Origin of the sequence: Photobacterium ganghwense (assembly GCF_003025595.1) — a bacterium.
Classification (GTDB): domain Bacteria; phylum Pseudomonadota; class Gammaproteobacteria; order Enterobacterales; family Vibrionaceae; genus Photobacterium; species Photobacterium ganghwense.
Genome location: NZ_PYMI01000001.1, coordinates 321619 through 337590 on the forward strand (window position 1 = coordinate 321619; position 15972 = coordinate 337590).

Annotated in this window: 14 protein-coding genes; 6 read left to right on the top strand and 8 right to left on the bottom strand. The window is 49.6% G+C overall.

Translation table 11 applies throughout. The features are described 5' to 3' along the window. Window positions 1–17 precede the first annotated feature (17 nt). The 3 genes from C9I92_RS01460 to rsuA form a co-directional block, all read right to left on the bottom strand. On the bottom strand, window positions 18–1523 hold the full coding sequence (locus tag C9I92_RS01460) for a PepSY-associated TM helix domain-containing protein (protein WP_047885627.1): 1506 nt from the start codon (window positions 1521–1523) through the stop codon (window positions 18–20). A 138-nt stretch (window positions 1524–1661) separates the two neighbouring features. After that, the gene (locus C9I92_RS01465) at window positions 1662–2033 is read right to left on the bottom strand and encodes a hypothetical protein (RefSeq protein ID WP_146149653.1); all 372 of its coding nucleotides are present in this window, start codon (window positions 2031–2033) and stop codon (window positions 1662–1664) included. 393 nt (window positions 2034–2426) lie between these two features. Next, window positions 2427–3119, bottom strand: a complete 693-nt coding sequence (rsuA, locus tag C9I92_RS01470; protein WP_047885628.1) for a 16S rRNA pseudouridine(516) synthase RsuA — start codon at window positions 3117–3119, stop codon at window positions 2427–2429. Window positions 3120–3443: 324 nt separating this feature from the next. Between rsuA and C9I92_RS01475 the strand changes: the two genes are divergently transcribed. Further along, entirely contained in the window at window positions 3444–3938 is a 495-nt protein-coding gene (locus C9I92_RS01475) for a GNAT family N-acetyltransferase (protein ID WP_047885723.1), read from the top strand. Window positions 3939–4176: 238 nt separating this feature from the next. Beyond that, a complete protein-coding gene (gene radD, locus C9I92_RS01480; RefSeq protein WP_047885629.1) occupies window positions 4177–5922 on the top strand; it encodes a DNA repair helicase RadD in 1746 nt (581 codons plus the stop codon). Window positions 5923–6044: 122 nt separating this feature from the next. Here the strand turns inward: radD and C9I92_RS01485 are convergent, their stop codons facing one another. After that, window positions 6045–8213 carry a TonB-dependent hemoglobin/transferrin/lactoferrin family receptor gene (locus tag C9I92_RS01485; RefSeq protein ID WP_047885724.1) on the bottom strand — a complete coding sequence of 723 codons (2169 nt, stop codon included), beginning with the start codon at window positions 8211–8213 and terminating at the stop codon, window positions 6045–6047. A gap of 391 nt (window positions 8214–8604) precedes the next feature. Between C9I92_RS01485 and rplY the strand changes: the two genes are divergently transcribed. Further along, window positions 8605–8883: a 50S ribosomal protein L25 gene (rplY, locus tag C9I92_RS01490; protein ID WP_047885630.1), complete on the top strand. Its 279-nt coding sequence runs from the start codon at window positions 8605–8607 to the stop codon at window positions 8881–8883. 148 nt (window positions 8884–9031) lie between these two features. On the opposite strand, the gene C9I92_RS01495 is transcribed toward rplY, so the two are convergent. Beyond that, entirely contained in the window at window positions 9032–9286 is a 255-nt protein-coding gene (locus C9I92_RS01495; protein WP_047885631.1) for a DUF1289 domain-containing protein, read from the bottom strand. Window positions 9287–9583: 297 nt separating this feature from the next. Between C9I92_RS01495 and C9I92_RS01500 the strand changes: the two genes are divergently transcribed. Further along, the gene (locus C9I92_RS01500; protein ID WP_047885632.1) at window positions 9584–9898 is read left to right on the top strand and encodes a hypothetical protein; all 315 of its coding nucleotides are present in this window, start codon (window positions 9584–9586) and stop codon (window positions 9896–9898) included. 48 nt (window positions 9899–9946) lie between these two features. Here the strand turns inward: C9I92_RS01500 and C9I92_RS01505 are convergent, their stop codons facing one another. Both C9I92_RS01505 and C9I92_RS01510 read right to left on the bottom strand, forming a co-directional pair. Continuing rightward, window positions 9947–12343 carry a DNA polymerase II gene (locus C9I92_RS01505; protein ID WP_047885633.1) on the bottom strand — a complete coding sequence of 799 codons (2397 nt, stop codon included), beginning with the start codon at window positions 12341–12343 and terminating at the stop codon, window positions 9947–9949. 6 nt (window positions 12344–12349) lie between these two features. After that, window positions 12350–13126 carry a hypothetical protein gene (locus C9I92_RS01510; protein WP_047885634.1) on the bottom strand — a complete coding sequence of 259 codons (777 nt, stop codon included), beginning with the start codon at window positions 13124–13126 and terminating at the stop codon, window positions 12350–12352. A gap of 196 nt (window positions 13127–13322) precedes the next feature. On the opposite strand from C9I92_RS01510, the gene efpL reads away from it, so the two are divergent. Together efpL and C9I92_RS01520 are read left to right on the top strand one after the other, a co-directional pair. Next, window positions 13323–13892: an elongation factor P-like protein EfpL gene (efpL, locus tag C9I92_RS01515; RefSeq protein WP_047885725.1), complete on the top strand. Its 570-nt coding sequence runs from the start codon at window positions 13323–13325 to the stop codon at window positions 13890–13892. Between the two features lie 250 nt (window positions 13893–14142). Beyond that, on the top strand, window positions 14143–14469 hold the full coding sequence (locus C9I92_RS01520) for an HI1450 family dsDNA-mimic protein (protein ID WP_047885635.1): 327 nt from the start codon (window positions 14143–14145) through the stop codon (window positions 14467–14469). 220 nt (window positions 14470–14689) lie between these two features. Here C9I92_RS01520 and emrD read toward each other — a convergent pair whose 3' ends face one another. Beyond that, the gene (gene emrD / locus C9I92_RS01525; RefSeq protein WP_242551816.1) at window positions 14690–15895 is read right to left on the bottom strand and encodes a multidrug efflux MFS transporter EmrD; all 1206 of its coding nucleotides are present in this window, start codon (window positions 15893–15895) and stop codon (window positions 14690–14692) included. Window positions 15896–15972 lie beyond the last annotated feature (77 nt).

The window sequence follows — 15972 nt, forward strand, 5'->3', positions numbered from 1 at the left end:
CCGTGACGAGCGGTTAATCAGCCGAGGAATCTCGATAATGGTGCAACACGTGAGATAACCAGCCAGTCCAGCACCAGAACCGTCACAATCGCCAGGCCTGCAAGCGGAAAACAAACACCAAGTACGGCGATCACTACCATTGCGCCTTTCCAGAGTGCCGGATCATTAGGTGCTGGCGGAGGTGACAGACTCAGCTTGCCTTTCGGGCGACGTAACCACCACATCACAATGCCGCTCAGGCTGATCAGAACAAAGGACAGACACAATACCGTGTTCACCGCTTTATTTGCATACCCCATATCGCCCTCATGCAGGGCAATTCCCCATGCCATTGTTTTCGCCATCGCGGTGTAGTCAGCATATTTCACATCAGCCAGCACCTTGCCGCTGTATTGATCAATATGCATGGTGCGATCCTGCGTGGCGTCGGTAATGTCTTTCCCCATGGTACTGGCCATGATGGTGTAAATACCGGTTGCGCTCTGCGGCAGATTCAGACGGTAGTTCGTGAACCCTTCCTGACGGGCAAAAGCCGTCACGCTGTCAATGTTGACGTTGCCGACGATACCCTGTTGCAGCGAACGAGCCGGTACTGATGTCTTCATATGATGACCTGCATGATGGCTGGTCGTATTCGCCGTGTCGGCTGCCGTCCCGGTCATCTCTTCCTCAGTGATAACGGACATGGGCATAGGCGTTTGCTCAAGGTTCCACGGCACCTCTTCCGCTTCACCGTGATTCATTGCCGCATGGGTAACATCCGACAACGGCGCATCACCAAAGACCTCGGCAGGAAAACTGTTCCATGCCTGAACCATTTTACTGCCCCATACACCCGACCAGGAAAGGCCGGAGAGTAAAAACAACAACAGGAACACTCCCGTTACTACTCCGACATTGGCGTGAGCGTCTCGCCAGAAGGTTCGCTTGCCCTGCCCCAAACGTAGCCGGAACATCCCTGCGCGGCTGGCATTGTCGCGTGGCCACCACAGGTACAACCCGCTGACCAGCAAGATCACCCCGAAGCTGGCGGCCAGTTCAATCAGACGATCTCCGGTTTCACCAATGAGGAGTGTGCCGTGAATATCATTCGCCAACTGATACATTGTGTTATCACGCGGGATACTGCCGAGCACCTGCGCCTGATAAGGGTTTACCGTGACAAACAGCCCTTCGCCCTGTTGGGTAACAACGGCAAAACGGCTGACATCCTCAGGGGTTTTCGGCGGGAGGTATTGCTTTATGGTTGCCTCAGGAAACTGCTGGCGAACCACCTCCAGCTGCTGGCGAACCGATATTATCGGCCCGGCAGGTTCTACATGTAACAGGTTCTGATAGCGGTAATTTTCAAGGGTGCCGGCATACATCATCATCAAACCGGTAATCGCCAGCATGATAAGAAACGGCGCGACATACAATCCGGCGTAAAAATGCCAGCGCCATGCCGTCCGATAAAATGCCCGGCGTTGAGACAGGGGCGATTGAATGTCAGATGCAGAGACCTGACACTGAGAAGTGTTCATGGTATTTCCTTTACAAAGCTGCTTTTTTAAACACACAACAAAAAACGGCTCCGCCTACTGCGCGATAAGAAGTCGCATCAGCAACGAAGTCGATGATGAATGTGTCTGATTTTTTATTTTATTGAGAGAAGTTCAGGCTTAGCTGAAAGATGATGTGATGACGACCGGCGGGGCTCGGGTGATAAAAAAGGCATACTCCCAGCCTTGGGGAGTAAAGTGATACCGGTACGGGGCCAGTTCCTGATGCTTAACACCAGGGTCAAGCCATCGGTCATCAGCATGAGCCAAACTGAATAAACCAATGGGACATTGCCCGTGGGTGTCATGCTGGAACTGCTGGGTTTGCCCGTCAGCCAGTTTCACCAACTTGAAGCCACTTAAGGTACAGAGAGAAGCCCACACACCAACAGGTTGGTTATGGGCGTTGACAACCGGCATAGCAACGAGCACAAACCAGCTCAGCAGGCTGGCCAGAAACATCGTTCTGATATAAGGCGTTCTCGGTTGCATCGTTCCCTGTTGCATAAGTATTCGTAACGAAGATAGGGACGAGATAGTAAAAAGATTGGATACTGTTTACAACCAAATGTAAGAAATTAGTGACATTGTTAACAGGAAATCAGGCGTCCCATAAGCATGTAGCCAGGACACGACTTTTCTTGTCTGATTGTTCGGTGAAAATGCGAAGAAGTTGAAGAAGTTGAAGAAGTGAAGAAGTGAAGAAGTGAAGAAGTGAAGAAGTGAGAGAGTAAAAATAAAAACTGAATGATGTGGCACCCTGACCGGGCCAAGTAGAAAAAACAGGCTCTCAGCCTCTACTTACGCAGATTTAATGCTAAGAGCCATATATTCATCATATTTAACCCACGCTCGTAAACGCAAATTAAAAGAAATCAGAGGACATCAAAGAAAAGCAGCGATCTCTTCGTCGGTCAGCGGACGGTACTCACCCGGTTCCAGATCGTCATCCAGCTCAACAGCGCCGATTTTTTCACGGTGCAAGGCTTCAACCTTGTTTCCTACCGCAGCAAACATACGCTTCACCTGGTGGTATTTACCTTCAGAGATGGTAATCACCGCTTCACGCTCACCCAGAATTTCCAATTTCGCCGGGCGGGTCAGTTCTTTTTCGCCACGCAGCTGAACGCCTTGTGCAAACTGTTCAATTACCTCTTCGGCAATCGGATCAGCCAGTTCAACGTAGTACACTTTCTCACACACATGGCGTGGGGATGTAATACGGTGAGACCACTGACCATCATCAGTCAACAGCACCAGACCGGTGGTATCACCGTCAAGACGGCCTGCAACATGCAGTTTCTCCGGGCTGACTTCATCCAGCAACACAAAAACGGTCGGGTTGTAGTCATCGACATGTGAACAGACAAAACCGGATGGCTTGTTCAGCATAAAATAACGCGGCCCTTCAAAACGGAGTGAACGCCCGTTGAATTCGACATCGCAATCATCCGTCACTTTCAGCGCGCCGTTCTTCACGACTTCGCCATTGACTTCAACCTGTTTATCTTTTAGCAGCTTACCCGCTTCTTTTCGGGTAATGCCCAGTGTGGTGCACAGAAATTTATCAAGCCTCATGAGGGGCTCCAGATGGTACAAAAACGCGTATTCTACCAACATCCGTCAGCGCATAACATCCTGGTCATGGAAAATGGGCTAAAATGGAATCACATCATTAAATGAGCACTGTTCATTGCTTACAGGTATCCCTTTTGGGCAAAGTAGATTTTCAGTGCTAACCTGAAACCCGTTACAAATGCATTTTCCAACTAAGCTCATAAACTAGAACATTTTTGGGTTTTTGTGGTCTGAATCAGTGGACGTGTCGGAAGATGGTTACGTATAACAGGATGTAATACCGATTCATCAAACATGATGGAGCTCAACTGCAAAGGTCAAACTATGAAGATTTCACTTGTTGCGCCAAGTCTGTCCTCAATGGATATGCTGCTTAAGCTTGTTGGCGAATTGTTTGAATATGAAGTGCTGCCTCAGAAAAAAGAGCAAACCCAGCACGCTATTCAACAGTTGCTGAACAACCCTGAGCTTGGCCAGGCTTGGTTTATTGAAGTGGACGTTGACGGTGAAAAATTCATCGCCGGACATATTATTATCAGCTTCAGCTTTAGCCTGGAACATGGCGGCCGTATAGGCCTGATTGACCAGTTCTACCTTAAACCGGAATGGCGCCAACAAGGGATTGGTACCGAGCTAATCCCACAGGTTGAACAGCATGTTGCTTCTGCCGGGGTCAACGCCCTGTCGCTAGAGGTTAACATTGGTAACAGCGGTGCCCGTAAGTTCTATGAAAAACACGGTTTTGTACCGCGTCGTCAGTTCTGCATGATGACCAAGGTTATTAAGCCAGCTGAAATACCGCTAAATCTTGCTTCTTAAAACGTTTCAGGCCCTGTATGTACACAGGGCCTGCTTCACTTGTGGTGATTTCCCCTGCTCCTCCTCTGTACCATTTTTCACGCTAATATCGGTTTACGAATCTCAGCTCTCTAATCCCTGCTGCTCCCTCATCTCTTCTCCGGCTCGCTAATTGGTGCCACAGTCTGTACACTGTCGCTTCACCAGATTTACTCTCATTGATTGTCCCGCTCTGCCGGACTGACCCTTGTTTTCAACTATGTACACTCTTCGCCCATACCAACAAGACAGCGTTAACGCGACCATCCATTATTTCCGAAAGAACAGCACCCCAGCAGTGCTGGCTCTGCCAACCGGTGCAGGTAAAAGCCTGGTTGTTGCCGAGCTGGCTCGTATTGCGCGCGGCCGGGTATTGGTTCTGACCCACGTCAAAGAACTTGTAGAGCAAAACCATGCCAAATATGAAAGCTATGGCCTGAAAGCCTCCATTTTCTCTGCCGGCCTGGGCCGCAAAGAAACGGATCAGAAGGTGGTGTTTGCGTCTGTACAATCGATGGTTAACAGTCTGGATCAGTTTGCGAACGAGTTTTCGCTGCTGGTTATTGACGAGTGCCACCGGGTTCCGGATGACGAAAACAGTGCGTATCGCCGGGTAATCAAGCATGTGCAGGATATTAACCCCGGCATCAAAATTCTCGGATTAACCGCCACCCCATACCGGCTTGGGATGGGCTGGATTTACAAATACCATACCCGGGGTCAGGTTCGAACCGAGCAGGACAGATGCTTCCGAGATTGCATTTTTGAGCTGCCAATCCGCTACCTGTTGGATGAAGGCTTTCTCACCGAACCCAAAGTCATGGACATGGCCGTTATCGGCTACGACTTCTCGAGCCTGAAACCGGCCAATAACGGCCGGTTCCGGGAAGCAGATCTGGACAGCATTATCGAACAGTCGGGCCGTGCCACTCCGATGATCATTGATCAAGTCATCGACTATGCGAAAGATAGGCGGGGGGTGATGATTTTTGCTTCTACCGTCAACCACGCCAAGGAAATCATGGGCTATCTGGCAAATGAAAAGGCCGCTCTGGTGGTAGGTGACACTCCGCAAGATGAGCGGGATCGCATCATCGATGACTTCAAGCAACAGAAACTGAAATATCTGGTGAATGTCTCGGTGCTCACCACCGGATTCGACGCGCCGCACGTGGATTTGATTGCGATTCTGCGTCCGACAGAGTCCATCAGCCTGTACCAGCAAATTGTCGGACGCGGCCTTCGCTTGTTCGAAGGTAAAAAAGACTGCCTGGTGCTGGAATACGCCGGTAACTGTTATGACCTTTATCAGCCGGAAGTCGGTGATCCCAAACCGGACAGTGACAGCGAAGTGATTATGGTGCCCTGCCCCGCCTGCGGCTTCAATAATAGCTTCTGGGGTAAATTAGACGCGGCAGGTTTCCTCATTGAGCATTATGGTCGTCGCTGCCAGGGGTATTTTGAAGATGATGACACCGGCGAACGAGAAGAATGTGGTTACCGTTTCCGGGCTAAATACTGCGAAGAGTGCGGTGCCGACAACGACATAGCCGCCCGACGCTGCCATGTCTGTGATGCCGTAATGGTCGATCCGGATAAAAAACTGCGGGATGCCCTGAAACTCAAAGACGCGATGATCATGAAATGCACCGATTTGCGCCTTGAACCCGGCAAGAACAAGTTTGGCAAACCACAACTGAAAGTGATTTATGTCAGTGATGAAGGGGCGGAAATCAGCGAAGTCTGGACCTTATCGACCAAAGGGCAAAAAGACGAATTCCTGCGCAAATTTATTAACCCGCATCTGGTCGACCGCCACCGTCCGTTTACCGATACGGCTCCCACCAAAGTGGCCAATAATGAGCACCGCCTGAGGCCGCCCGAAGTGGTGATTGCCCGCAAAAATGGTCGCTTCTGGGCGATCAGAGACAAGCTGTTCGATCTGGATCAGTACCAGAAAGCCTGATGCTGAAACTAAAAAATACAAAACTAAAACGAAAAGGCCGCATATTAATGCGGCCTTCTGTTTATGGCTTTGGACTGATAACTTTCGTCTTATCGCTTTCGACGATTTACCTTTTGTGCCAGTTAAAACGCGTAGTCCACAGTAACCCCCCAGTTACGGCCAGCTTCCGCCTGACGGTCCAGTTTGCCCTGTTCGGTTGCCGTAGAGTCACCCGCAAGATTCTGGTACTGCCAGTATTTCTTATCAAAGGCATTAAAGAGGCCCGCACGTAGCGTCAGATCATTGGTGGGACGATAGTAAGTGGTCAGGTCAACCACCGCATAGCCCGGAGCATCCACATTCGGCTTTTGACCCGCATCAGGACCTTCCCATTCGTCTTTACGATCCGCCGCGGTAACCGTCAGTGCCCCGCCCCACATTTCGCTTGGCGCATCGTAACCTAGACCAACGACTGCAATAAACGGCGCCACGGTGTCCAGGGTATCGCCGGTTTCTTTATTTTCCCCATCCATGTAAGTCATCGCCAGACGGGCATAGGTTCCCATCGGCGCACCAAAGGCTTCATCCAGCCACAGGCTGCCCTTCAGTTCTGAGCCATAAATACGGGCTTTATCGATGTTTTCATTTTTCGTGATATCAATGCCTCCCACATCATTGGTTTGACTCTTAATGAAGTTCTTATAGTCGTTATAGAAGAACGACATTTCGACTGCACCATAGCGGTTGTTCCCGCGCAGACCAATTTCGTAAGACTGGCTCTCTTCTGGTTTCAGGTCAGGGTTGGCTTCCAGTTTGTAGCCGTGTGCCGCATTGTCTTTGGCGTAGTACAGTTCGTAAATTGTCGGAGAGCGGAAACCTTCGCTATATTGCGCATAGGTGCTGAAATTATCTGTCCAGTGATAAACCGCCCCAAGGCGGGACGTCAGTTTGTCACTATTGTGTTCCTTCAGGCCAGAATCACCTTGCGGCTTGGCTTTAAAATCGTCATAACGCAGCCCCGCAGTAACCACCATCTGGTCATCCATCAGGAAAATCTGGTCCTGAACAAAAACTGCGCGCTTCTCGGAATCAGACTTAGGGACTTCAGATGAACCCGGCGATGATGTGCCGCGATCCAGGAAGTAGTCAGTATAATCAAGGTCAAAACTGGCGTCAGAAGCTGCGATGCCGTAAGTCAGTTCGTGACGGCTACGGCTTAGCTGCAGTTCTTTCTGCATCTGAAGATCAAACTGCAGGCTGTCATCTTTGCCTTTTCGCAAACGATCGCGGTTGCCGTAACGACCAGTGTGGTCGAAGTTATGGTGTTCGGTTTCGCTTTCCGACCAACTCAACTGCCATTTCAACGTATCAAAGACAACGTTGTTTGCCAGCCACTCGTGCTCCAGACCTACGCGATAGCGGTCATCTTTATCATCAAAATGCACGTTGGTGTAAACGAAGCCCGGCATCATACCCATGCCGCCATCATAGCCTTCCTGTGACAGATTCCGACCATCCTGGCTCTTGGTATTAAATTCCCCTGTCAGGCCGACACGGTGATTTTCGTTGAGCTGATAAAACAGTTTACCCAGCACATTGTGAGAATCGTAGCCAAACGGGTTCGCCGCCCCACGCTGCTCGCCAATCACATCAGCACCATCGCCGTGTACTTCTGTCTCATGACCATTGCGGTAAGTATAAATAACCATTGATTCCAGATCGCCGGTACGGTTTGCCAGCTCCACTGTGGCTTTATACTCATCGTTAGCACTGGCATAGCCAGTTTTAACGCCCACATGCGTATCGTCACCCGCTTGCAGCATATCCTCCGGTTTCTTCGTACGCATATACACGGTACCACCCAGCGCATCGCTTCCGTAAAGGGTTGAAGACGGCCCTTTATTGATTTCAATTGCTGTCAGGGTATCAACATCAAACCCGTTCGAGTTTTTACGCATTGCGTCAGCACCCGGGTTATAAGAGGAAGGCTGCTCTACGCCATCCAGCAACACTTTGACACGGTTGCCGCTCATGCCGCGGATGGTGAAATCCTGCATGCCAAAGCGACCTCTGCCATTCACCTGCACCCCCGGCTCATACTTCACCGCTTGGGTAATGTCTGTGGCCAGATTCTGCTCCATCTCCTCCGCTGTAACTTTTGACACGCTGCTCGGTACATTCTTAATGCTTTGTTCAGAACGAGTACCCGATACAACGACTTCATCAAACACAGACACATTTTCTTTTGCCTGCAGTGAAGGAGAGATTGCCAGAATGACTGAGCTGGCGATCAAAGTGAGCTTGTTTGTCATAGTTTCCTGCTTATTGAAATCATTATCAAAAACAACATTTGATAAATTATCACAAATAAAAACGATAATTACTATCATTTGCATTGTGATCAAGATCAATTTTCAGAATTTATTGCACACAAGGTCTCACTTTTAGCTATACCGACTTTTCATAAAAACGATGGCTAGTCTAGGGGTAGTACGGTTATCATTCTTGTCTTGCTGAGCTCTGCCGGATAATAGCAACACAATAAAGCAGCAACCCGCTTAACATCTCAGTAGTTAGTGAAAACAAATGACATTTCCCCTTGCCGCCTGTACCGAACACTGCTAATATCCGCGCTCAATTTATGACATCGCGTAAGGTCGCATTATGCGATGTCCTTATTAGACAACTTAAAGAGACTTTAAGATGAAATTTGAAGCAGAAGTACGTACTGACCTAGGTAAAGGTGCGAGCCGCCGCCTGCGTCACGCTAAAAAATTCCCAGCTATCGTTTACGGTGGTGAAGAAGCGCCAGTAGCAATCGTTCTGGAGCACGACTCAGTGATCAACCAAATGGATAAGCCTGAGTTCTACGAAGCAATTACTCTGGTTATCGACGGTAAAGAAGTTCAGGTTAAGCCTCAGGACATCCAGCGTCACCCGTACAAGCCAAAAGTTGAGCACATGGACTTCAAACGCATCTAATTGCGGTTGTCTATTGCGAAAAAAAGCGCCCATTGGGCGCTTTTTTTATACCTGATCGAAACGCAAACTCATCGATGAAAAATTGATGAAGAAAGCGTTCAGTGCTGGCTTCCTCACTCGCCCCTGCCGATTAGCCGTGTGGCTATTTTCAAAACAGATCTTGTTGAGGGGAGTCATGATCCTGAACGGACTGACCTGCATCTTGCTGTTGTCTGGCTTTCAAGACTCGTTGATAACGTTGCCGACATAACCGAATCACATTGCGTTTCTGCTCATTCGTCAGATTTTGCCAGTGAAACCGCTCATCACGAGAACGGAAACACCCTTTGCAATAACCCCGATTATTTGCCTGGCAAACACCGACACACGGGCTGGGAACGGTAAAGAAGTCTAATTGTTCCATCTCCCCCTCCTTCGGCGGCCATGATTTCATCAGTCTTTCTGATAATAATCGCTATTGGCTTTTTCTCCAACCGGTTAACACTTCATTAACTAACATACCGTCCACTTTACATTCTTCCGCTTGGATTAGGATCAATTGCCAGAGAAAAGCGGGGAAAAGACCCAACTTGCAAGACTAACAATAATTCTGCTACTGTTTACGAGGTTATCTGGAAGGAGCCAATCACTACTCATCCCACAAAAGACCGATGAATGGTTCATTGATCTTAGTGAGAACGCTGATTTTAAGGAGGGAGCCATGGATTTTTTTGTACCATCTGCATCTGACCCACAGCAAGCCGAAGCGGTATTCACCTCGATTGCCAAACACATTCAGGCGCCAGCACAACAACAACGCGTCTACAAACTCGAATGGCGACATGAAGGAAAAGTCTGCCAATGCGAAATCGGTAAGCCGTTACCGGCAATTTTCCGAAACGACGAAACAGTTCTCGCAATTTATGACTGCGGCGAGGTTTACAAAATTTGTACCCCTAACCGTGGTGCCATCAAATTTGACCCGATTCTGGCGTCTAAATCGGCCGTGCAACATGTAGAGTTTTTCAGCCACTAGTCACTGACTCGTTACTGGTTACTAAAAACGCGCCATCTGGCGCGTTTTTCAAAACAGCCCTAATTGCGGCGCTGTGATCTCTTCAAAATACTTACCGATAAATGGCAAAATACCATCAGCGACCGGCTTAAGTTGCTTATCAACATAGTGCTCGTAGTCAATCGGGCTCTGCTGGGCTTCTATCGGTTCGGGACCGTTCAGCGTAATCACATACTCAATCCAGCCACCATTCTGGTACTGTAATGACCGCCCTGCTTTCTGGTTCACTTCATCTGCCATACGGGCGGCCCTGACATGAGGTGGCACATTTTTCTGATATTCAGATAAGTTACGTCGTAACCTTTTGCGATAAACCAGCAACGCATCGTGCTTGCCGCTACGGGTATCCTCCACATATTGTCTGACGTAGTCTTCCACATCCTGGGCGTGAAACACCTTATGGTACAGGGCCTGCTGGAAATTCTGAGCCAGTGCCGTCCAGTCTGTCCTGACGGTTTCCAGCCCTTTAAATACGATCTCTTCCTGATCCCCTTTCACCACCAGCCCGGCATAACGTTTCTTACTGCCAGTCTCCTGCCCCCGAATGGTCGGCATAAGAAACTGGTGATAATGAGTCTCGTATTCCAGCTCCAGTGCGGATTCCAGGTTATAGGTTTCACGCAAATGATCCCGCCACCATTGGTTGATATAGGCAACCAACTCTTTCCCGATGGTGTCGGCTTGCTTAGCACTGTGCGCTGTTTTCAGTGAGACGAAGGTCGAGTCCGTGTCCCCGTAAATCACTTCATAGCCCTTAGCCTCAATCAGCTCACGAGTTGTCTTCATGATTTCATGCCCACGCATGGTGATGGAAGATGCCAGGCGATGATCAAAGAATCGGCAACCGGACGAGCCCAGCACGCCATAAAAGGAGTTCATAATGATTTTCAGGGCCTGAGAAAACGCCTTCTCACCTTCCCGCTTGGCCTGATCACGGGCAGCCCATAACTCTTCAATCATTTGCGGCAGGAAGTGGCGCTTACGGTGAAAACGGCCGCCCCGGAATCCGGCAATGGCCTGATCATCTTCCTTGCCTTCTTTCAGCAAGAGTCCCTCCACCAGCCCGAGAGGGTCAATCCGAAAAGAACGGATAATGGACGGGTACAGCGACTTAAAATCGAGTACCAGTACCGACTGGTACAACCCCGGTTTGGAGTCCATAACGTAGCCACCGGGGCTGGCAATCCAGTTCTCGCTTTCCAGATTGGGGGCGACATACCCGGCACGGTGCAACTGCGGCAAATACAAATTGGTAAACGCGGCTACCGAGCCACCGACCCGGTCCAGTTCTACCCCGGTCAACCGACTGCGTTCAATGGCAAAATCCAGCAGGTGGGTATGCTCGAAAATACGTGAAACCAGCTTACAGTCCTGCAAGTTGTATCGCGCCAGCGACAGCTTGTCATGACGATACATGTGGTTAATTTCCGCCATACGGTCATGGGCGTTATGGATCGCCTTGCCCTCGCCCAGCAGTTCACGGGAGACCGACTCCAGCGACCAGGAACGAAAGTTGTAAGTGGCCGTTTTGAGGGTATCAATACCGTCGAGCACAACCCGACCGGGAAGCGTCAGAAACCCTTGTTGCGGATTTTGGGTAGACTGCCGCCAGTGCGGCGTTTGTCTGCCTCGTCCGATCCGCAAGCTCAACCCATTCCATTCAGCACGACGCAACAGCAGGCGGAAGTCGAAATCAATCACGTTCCAACCGATAACAATATCCGGGTCAAACTGTTCAAACCAAGTTTCCAGCGCCAGTAACAAAGCCTTTTCTGACTCAACCCATTCAATCCACGGCGCAGCCTCTTTCACCTCTTCCGGATTACCGACCATGATGACCCGGCTGTCAGTGTTACTATGCAACCCGACGGAGTACAGCACGCCTTTTTCTGAACATTCGATATCCAGTGACACCACAGATAAAACCGGCTTGTAGTCAGCGCTCTTTGCTTTTACCTGGGTGAAATCCTGATAACCATTCCGCTGCTGTTTAACGCCGCTGAACGCGATGCCGCCGCGAATAAAACGCTCCATCAAAAAGCGGTCTGCGAGACGGATATCTGCCTCATACGCTTCAATGCCTTCCGGAGTCAGATACTGACTGACCTGTAAGCTGTCTTTGACAGAGGTGCAATAACACGCGGTCATCGGTTCATGCCGAAAATTTTTCATCGGCAACGATTTCCAGTCAGCGGCAATCCCAGCCTGACGTAACAGCTGTTCTGCCTGAGCCTGATCCTGCTGGCGAATGAAGCACACCGGCTTATCCCCCTGCACTACCAGCTTTGCCGGACCGTCATCGGTACTGACCCATAAGGTGATTTCTGTCGTACCGCGAACATCGCGACTCTGACGTGTCAGCACAAAGCCTTTTGATTGAATAAGCAATGAAACCTCAGCAGCCATGACGGCTTAACCTATCTTTCTATCAATCTTATCAAACTCAGCCACAATCCAGCCGCCAAAGTCAGTAATCATGAAAAGAGTTGCTTTTTTTGGCACCTGAGTGCCGGAAATCAGAACAAATAGACGTTCAATCTCGGTCTTTTTTTCCGGGTAGTAACCCAAAAACATCTCGGCGGCCTGCTCAACAGACAATGCCAAGCGTCGTTCTCGATGAAACACCAATGAAAAACAGCTCCAGACCATTTTTTTGGCAACAGAACGGCAGTCATCAAGATACTGGGCTACCACCCGGGTCGCCATAATGCGGCGTCGGTAATTTTCTAGTTGCTCGCGCAAATCACCGTTTTGCATTTTGGCGATGTCCCAACTGGCCTCAAATTGGCCGAATCGGGATGACAGATCATCGCCCGACAGACACCGGCACCCGTGCTTCAACCAGAACCCCCAACGGAATATCCCATCCAGACCCAGAACGTCGTCCAGCGTCACCCACTGGATATCCAGCCCTCGAATCACCGAGCCGTATAAGTAGGCGGTGCGTCGTTCAATGACATCCAGCGTACTCAATTGGGCTGCGGTAAGGGGCCGGTGCAGCACCAGCGTCAGATTCAGATCAGATTGTCCGGGGTGTCCATCTCCTCTGGCAATACTGCCTGCGAGATACACGCTGTGCAGATGCACAGCCAGCCCCGCTTTAAGTTGATGGAGAATCCCGCTGACAACAGGCTGAAATTCCGGTTGAAGTGCAAAACGATTATCGAGAACAGGTAAAACACGTGTCACAGCTGGCCCTTATAGCGATCAGTCAACCTGCAAATTATAACGGTTTCATCCGTGTCTGTTTAACGTAAATCCCCGCTTAGTCGCAGTTACCGGAGACAAAATTTTTGGTTTCCCCATCATACCCATCATGAAAATGTTGGTGTTGCTGCCTTTCCGTGGTAATTTCCGTTTTTTATCTCACAGAAAGATCAAATCCATGCCAAAAGCGAGTGATATTAAGAAAGGGGCCGCTGTACAGTACAACGGTAAATTGTTGCTTGTTAAAGATATTGATGTTCAGAGTCCGAGTGCTCGAGGCGCAGCTACCCTTTACAAAATGCGCTTTCGTGACGTGGCTACCGGCCTGAAAGTTGAAGAGCGTTTCAAAGGCGATGATGTTCTGGACACTGTCGACCTGTCCCGTCACCAAGTGACGTTCTCTTACGTTGACGGTAGCGAATACATCTTTATGGATGTAGAAGATTTCAGTCAGTACAGCTTCAACGAAGAAGACATTGAAGACGAACTGCTGTTTATCACTGAAGAAATTCAGGGACTGAGCGTACTGGTTGCTGATGGTAAACCAGTTGGCCTGGAACTGCCTGCAACCGTTGAGATGGTGATCAACGAAACTGATCCGTCAATCAAAGGCGCATCTGCGTCTGCTCGTACCAAGCCAGCCCGTTTTACAACAGGTCTGACTGTTCAGGTACCTGAGTACATCTCAACCGGCGAAAAAGTTAAAATCAACGTTCAGGAACGCCGCTTCATGAGCCGAGCAGACTAATTGTCTTGCTCCTGCTGACCTTTGAAAGGACAAGCTTCGGCTTGTCCTTTTTGTTTGGCCAAACCTCAGGGATTCAATCTTTACCCTCTCGCCAAAGCCGCCTGGTTTATACCAAACAGGCTTGCCAGGAAAACATACCCTGATTGTTGATGGCCTGGATTAAATCCCCCCTGCCCGCCCGCAAACGCTGGTATTCAGAGATGGTATCGTTATACTGTCGCTTTACTCCTTCATTAGACTGATACCGCTCATGGACAATCAAGACCTGATTTCATACGACGACGTGATCGACACCGCCTACGACATTTTCCTGGAAATGGCTTCAGACAATCTGGAACCTGCTGACGTGATGCTTTTCACCCTGCAGTTTGACGATCGCGGCGCTGCCGAACTGGTAGAAACACAAGACGACTGGGCAGAACACGTAGGTTTTGACGTCGATAAAGACGTATACGCAGAAGTACGTATCGGCCTGGTTAATGAGGAAACCGACGAGCTGGACGATGTTTTCGCCCGTCTTCTGATCTGCCGCGATCCAGACAACAAATTCTGCCACATTCTGTGGAAACGTGACTGATTCAAGGCAGCTGGTTCTTAAGTGATAGATTAAAAAGTAACAGATTCTAAAGTAACGAATCTAATGTGGCTGATGCATTGTCTGGCTGAAGACCGATTCGCGTCAGAAGATACATCACAAATAAATAACTCACTTAGACATCATATTTCAGTGCCACGAAAAAGCAGAAGGCGAGGTAAATACCTCGCCTTTCTTATTACCGGCTCCGCTAACTGAGCAGTTATGACGCCAGAACTGACTTATCTTCATTCTGACTGCGACGAACCCAGATCAGACTCAGCATCACCAGCACAGCCATCACAGACATAACCGCTCCCAGGTTGTACTGATTTTCAGCCCCCATTAACGAAGCCGCCAATGTTGCCAGACCTGCACCCAGGTTCTGCAAACCACCCAGAATTGCGCCAGCCGTCCCAGCATGATGTGGGAATGGTTCAACCGCTGCCGTTGTCGCAGCCGGAAATAGCACCCCAGCTCCGATAAAGTAAAGAAACGCACCACCAATCAATGAATTAACGGTTACCAGCCCGGATAACCCCGGCAGCAGGATAGTCAGTGAGCCAGCAATGATAGCGATCATACCCAATGTCATTACCCGGCGGTTACCCAGTTGTTTCACCAGCACGGCTGACATCCATGAGCCCGCCAAATATCCCGGTAATGGCAGGACAAACAACCAGCTGACCGTTTCCGGATCTAATTTCAGTACACTGCCAAGCAGCACACCCGCGGCAGCCTCAAACACCGCAATACCTGCAAATGTCGCGACCAGACACATTACATAGCCCTGGAACCGACGATGCCCTAGCACATAGCGGTAGCTGACCATTACACGTTCATGACGGCGTTTCTCTGCCGGCAAGGTCTCTGAAAACTGAGACATCATTGCCAGCGTTACCACCGCACCAAAGATCAACAGGAACAGATAGCTGGCCTGCCATTCAAAGTAAGAGGACAGATATCCCCCCAATACTGGTGCAATCAGTGGCGAGAATATAATTCCCATACTCACCAAGCTGTTAGCTCGGTGTAATTCCGCCCCTTCATACGCGTCACGGGTTACCGTACGGCACATAGCTCCGCCACAACCGGTACCCATGCCCTGGATAAAGCTGGCCAGCAGGAACAATTCAAATGACGGCACAAACAGTGCGCCGATAGTACCCAGCAAAAAGATCCCCATACCGAGCAGAATAACCGGACGGCGTCCGACGCGATCTGACAATGGCCCATACACAAACTGGGACAATCCATAAGGGATCAGGTACGCAGCCATGACGGCCTGCAGGTATGACGACTGTACTGAAAAATATTCCGACATCGCAGGAATAGAAGGCACATACATGGTTTGTGTCATTTGACCAACCGCGGCCAGAATGATTATCAGAAATAACAGTTTTACCATGTTGGTAGAAGACGATTGCATTTCCACAACCAGAATCCTTATCACAGAATAATGTTTCGATACATGCGGTAGATTTGAACGAAATCCGCCAACTTAAA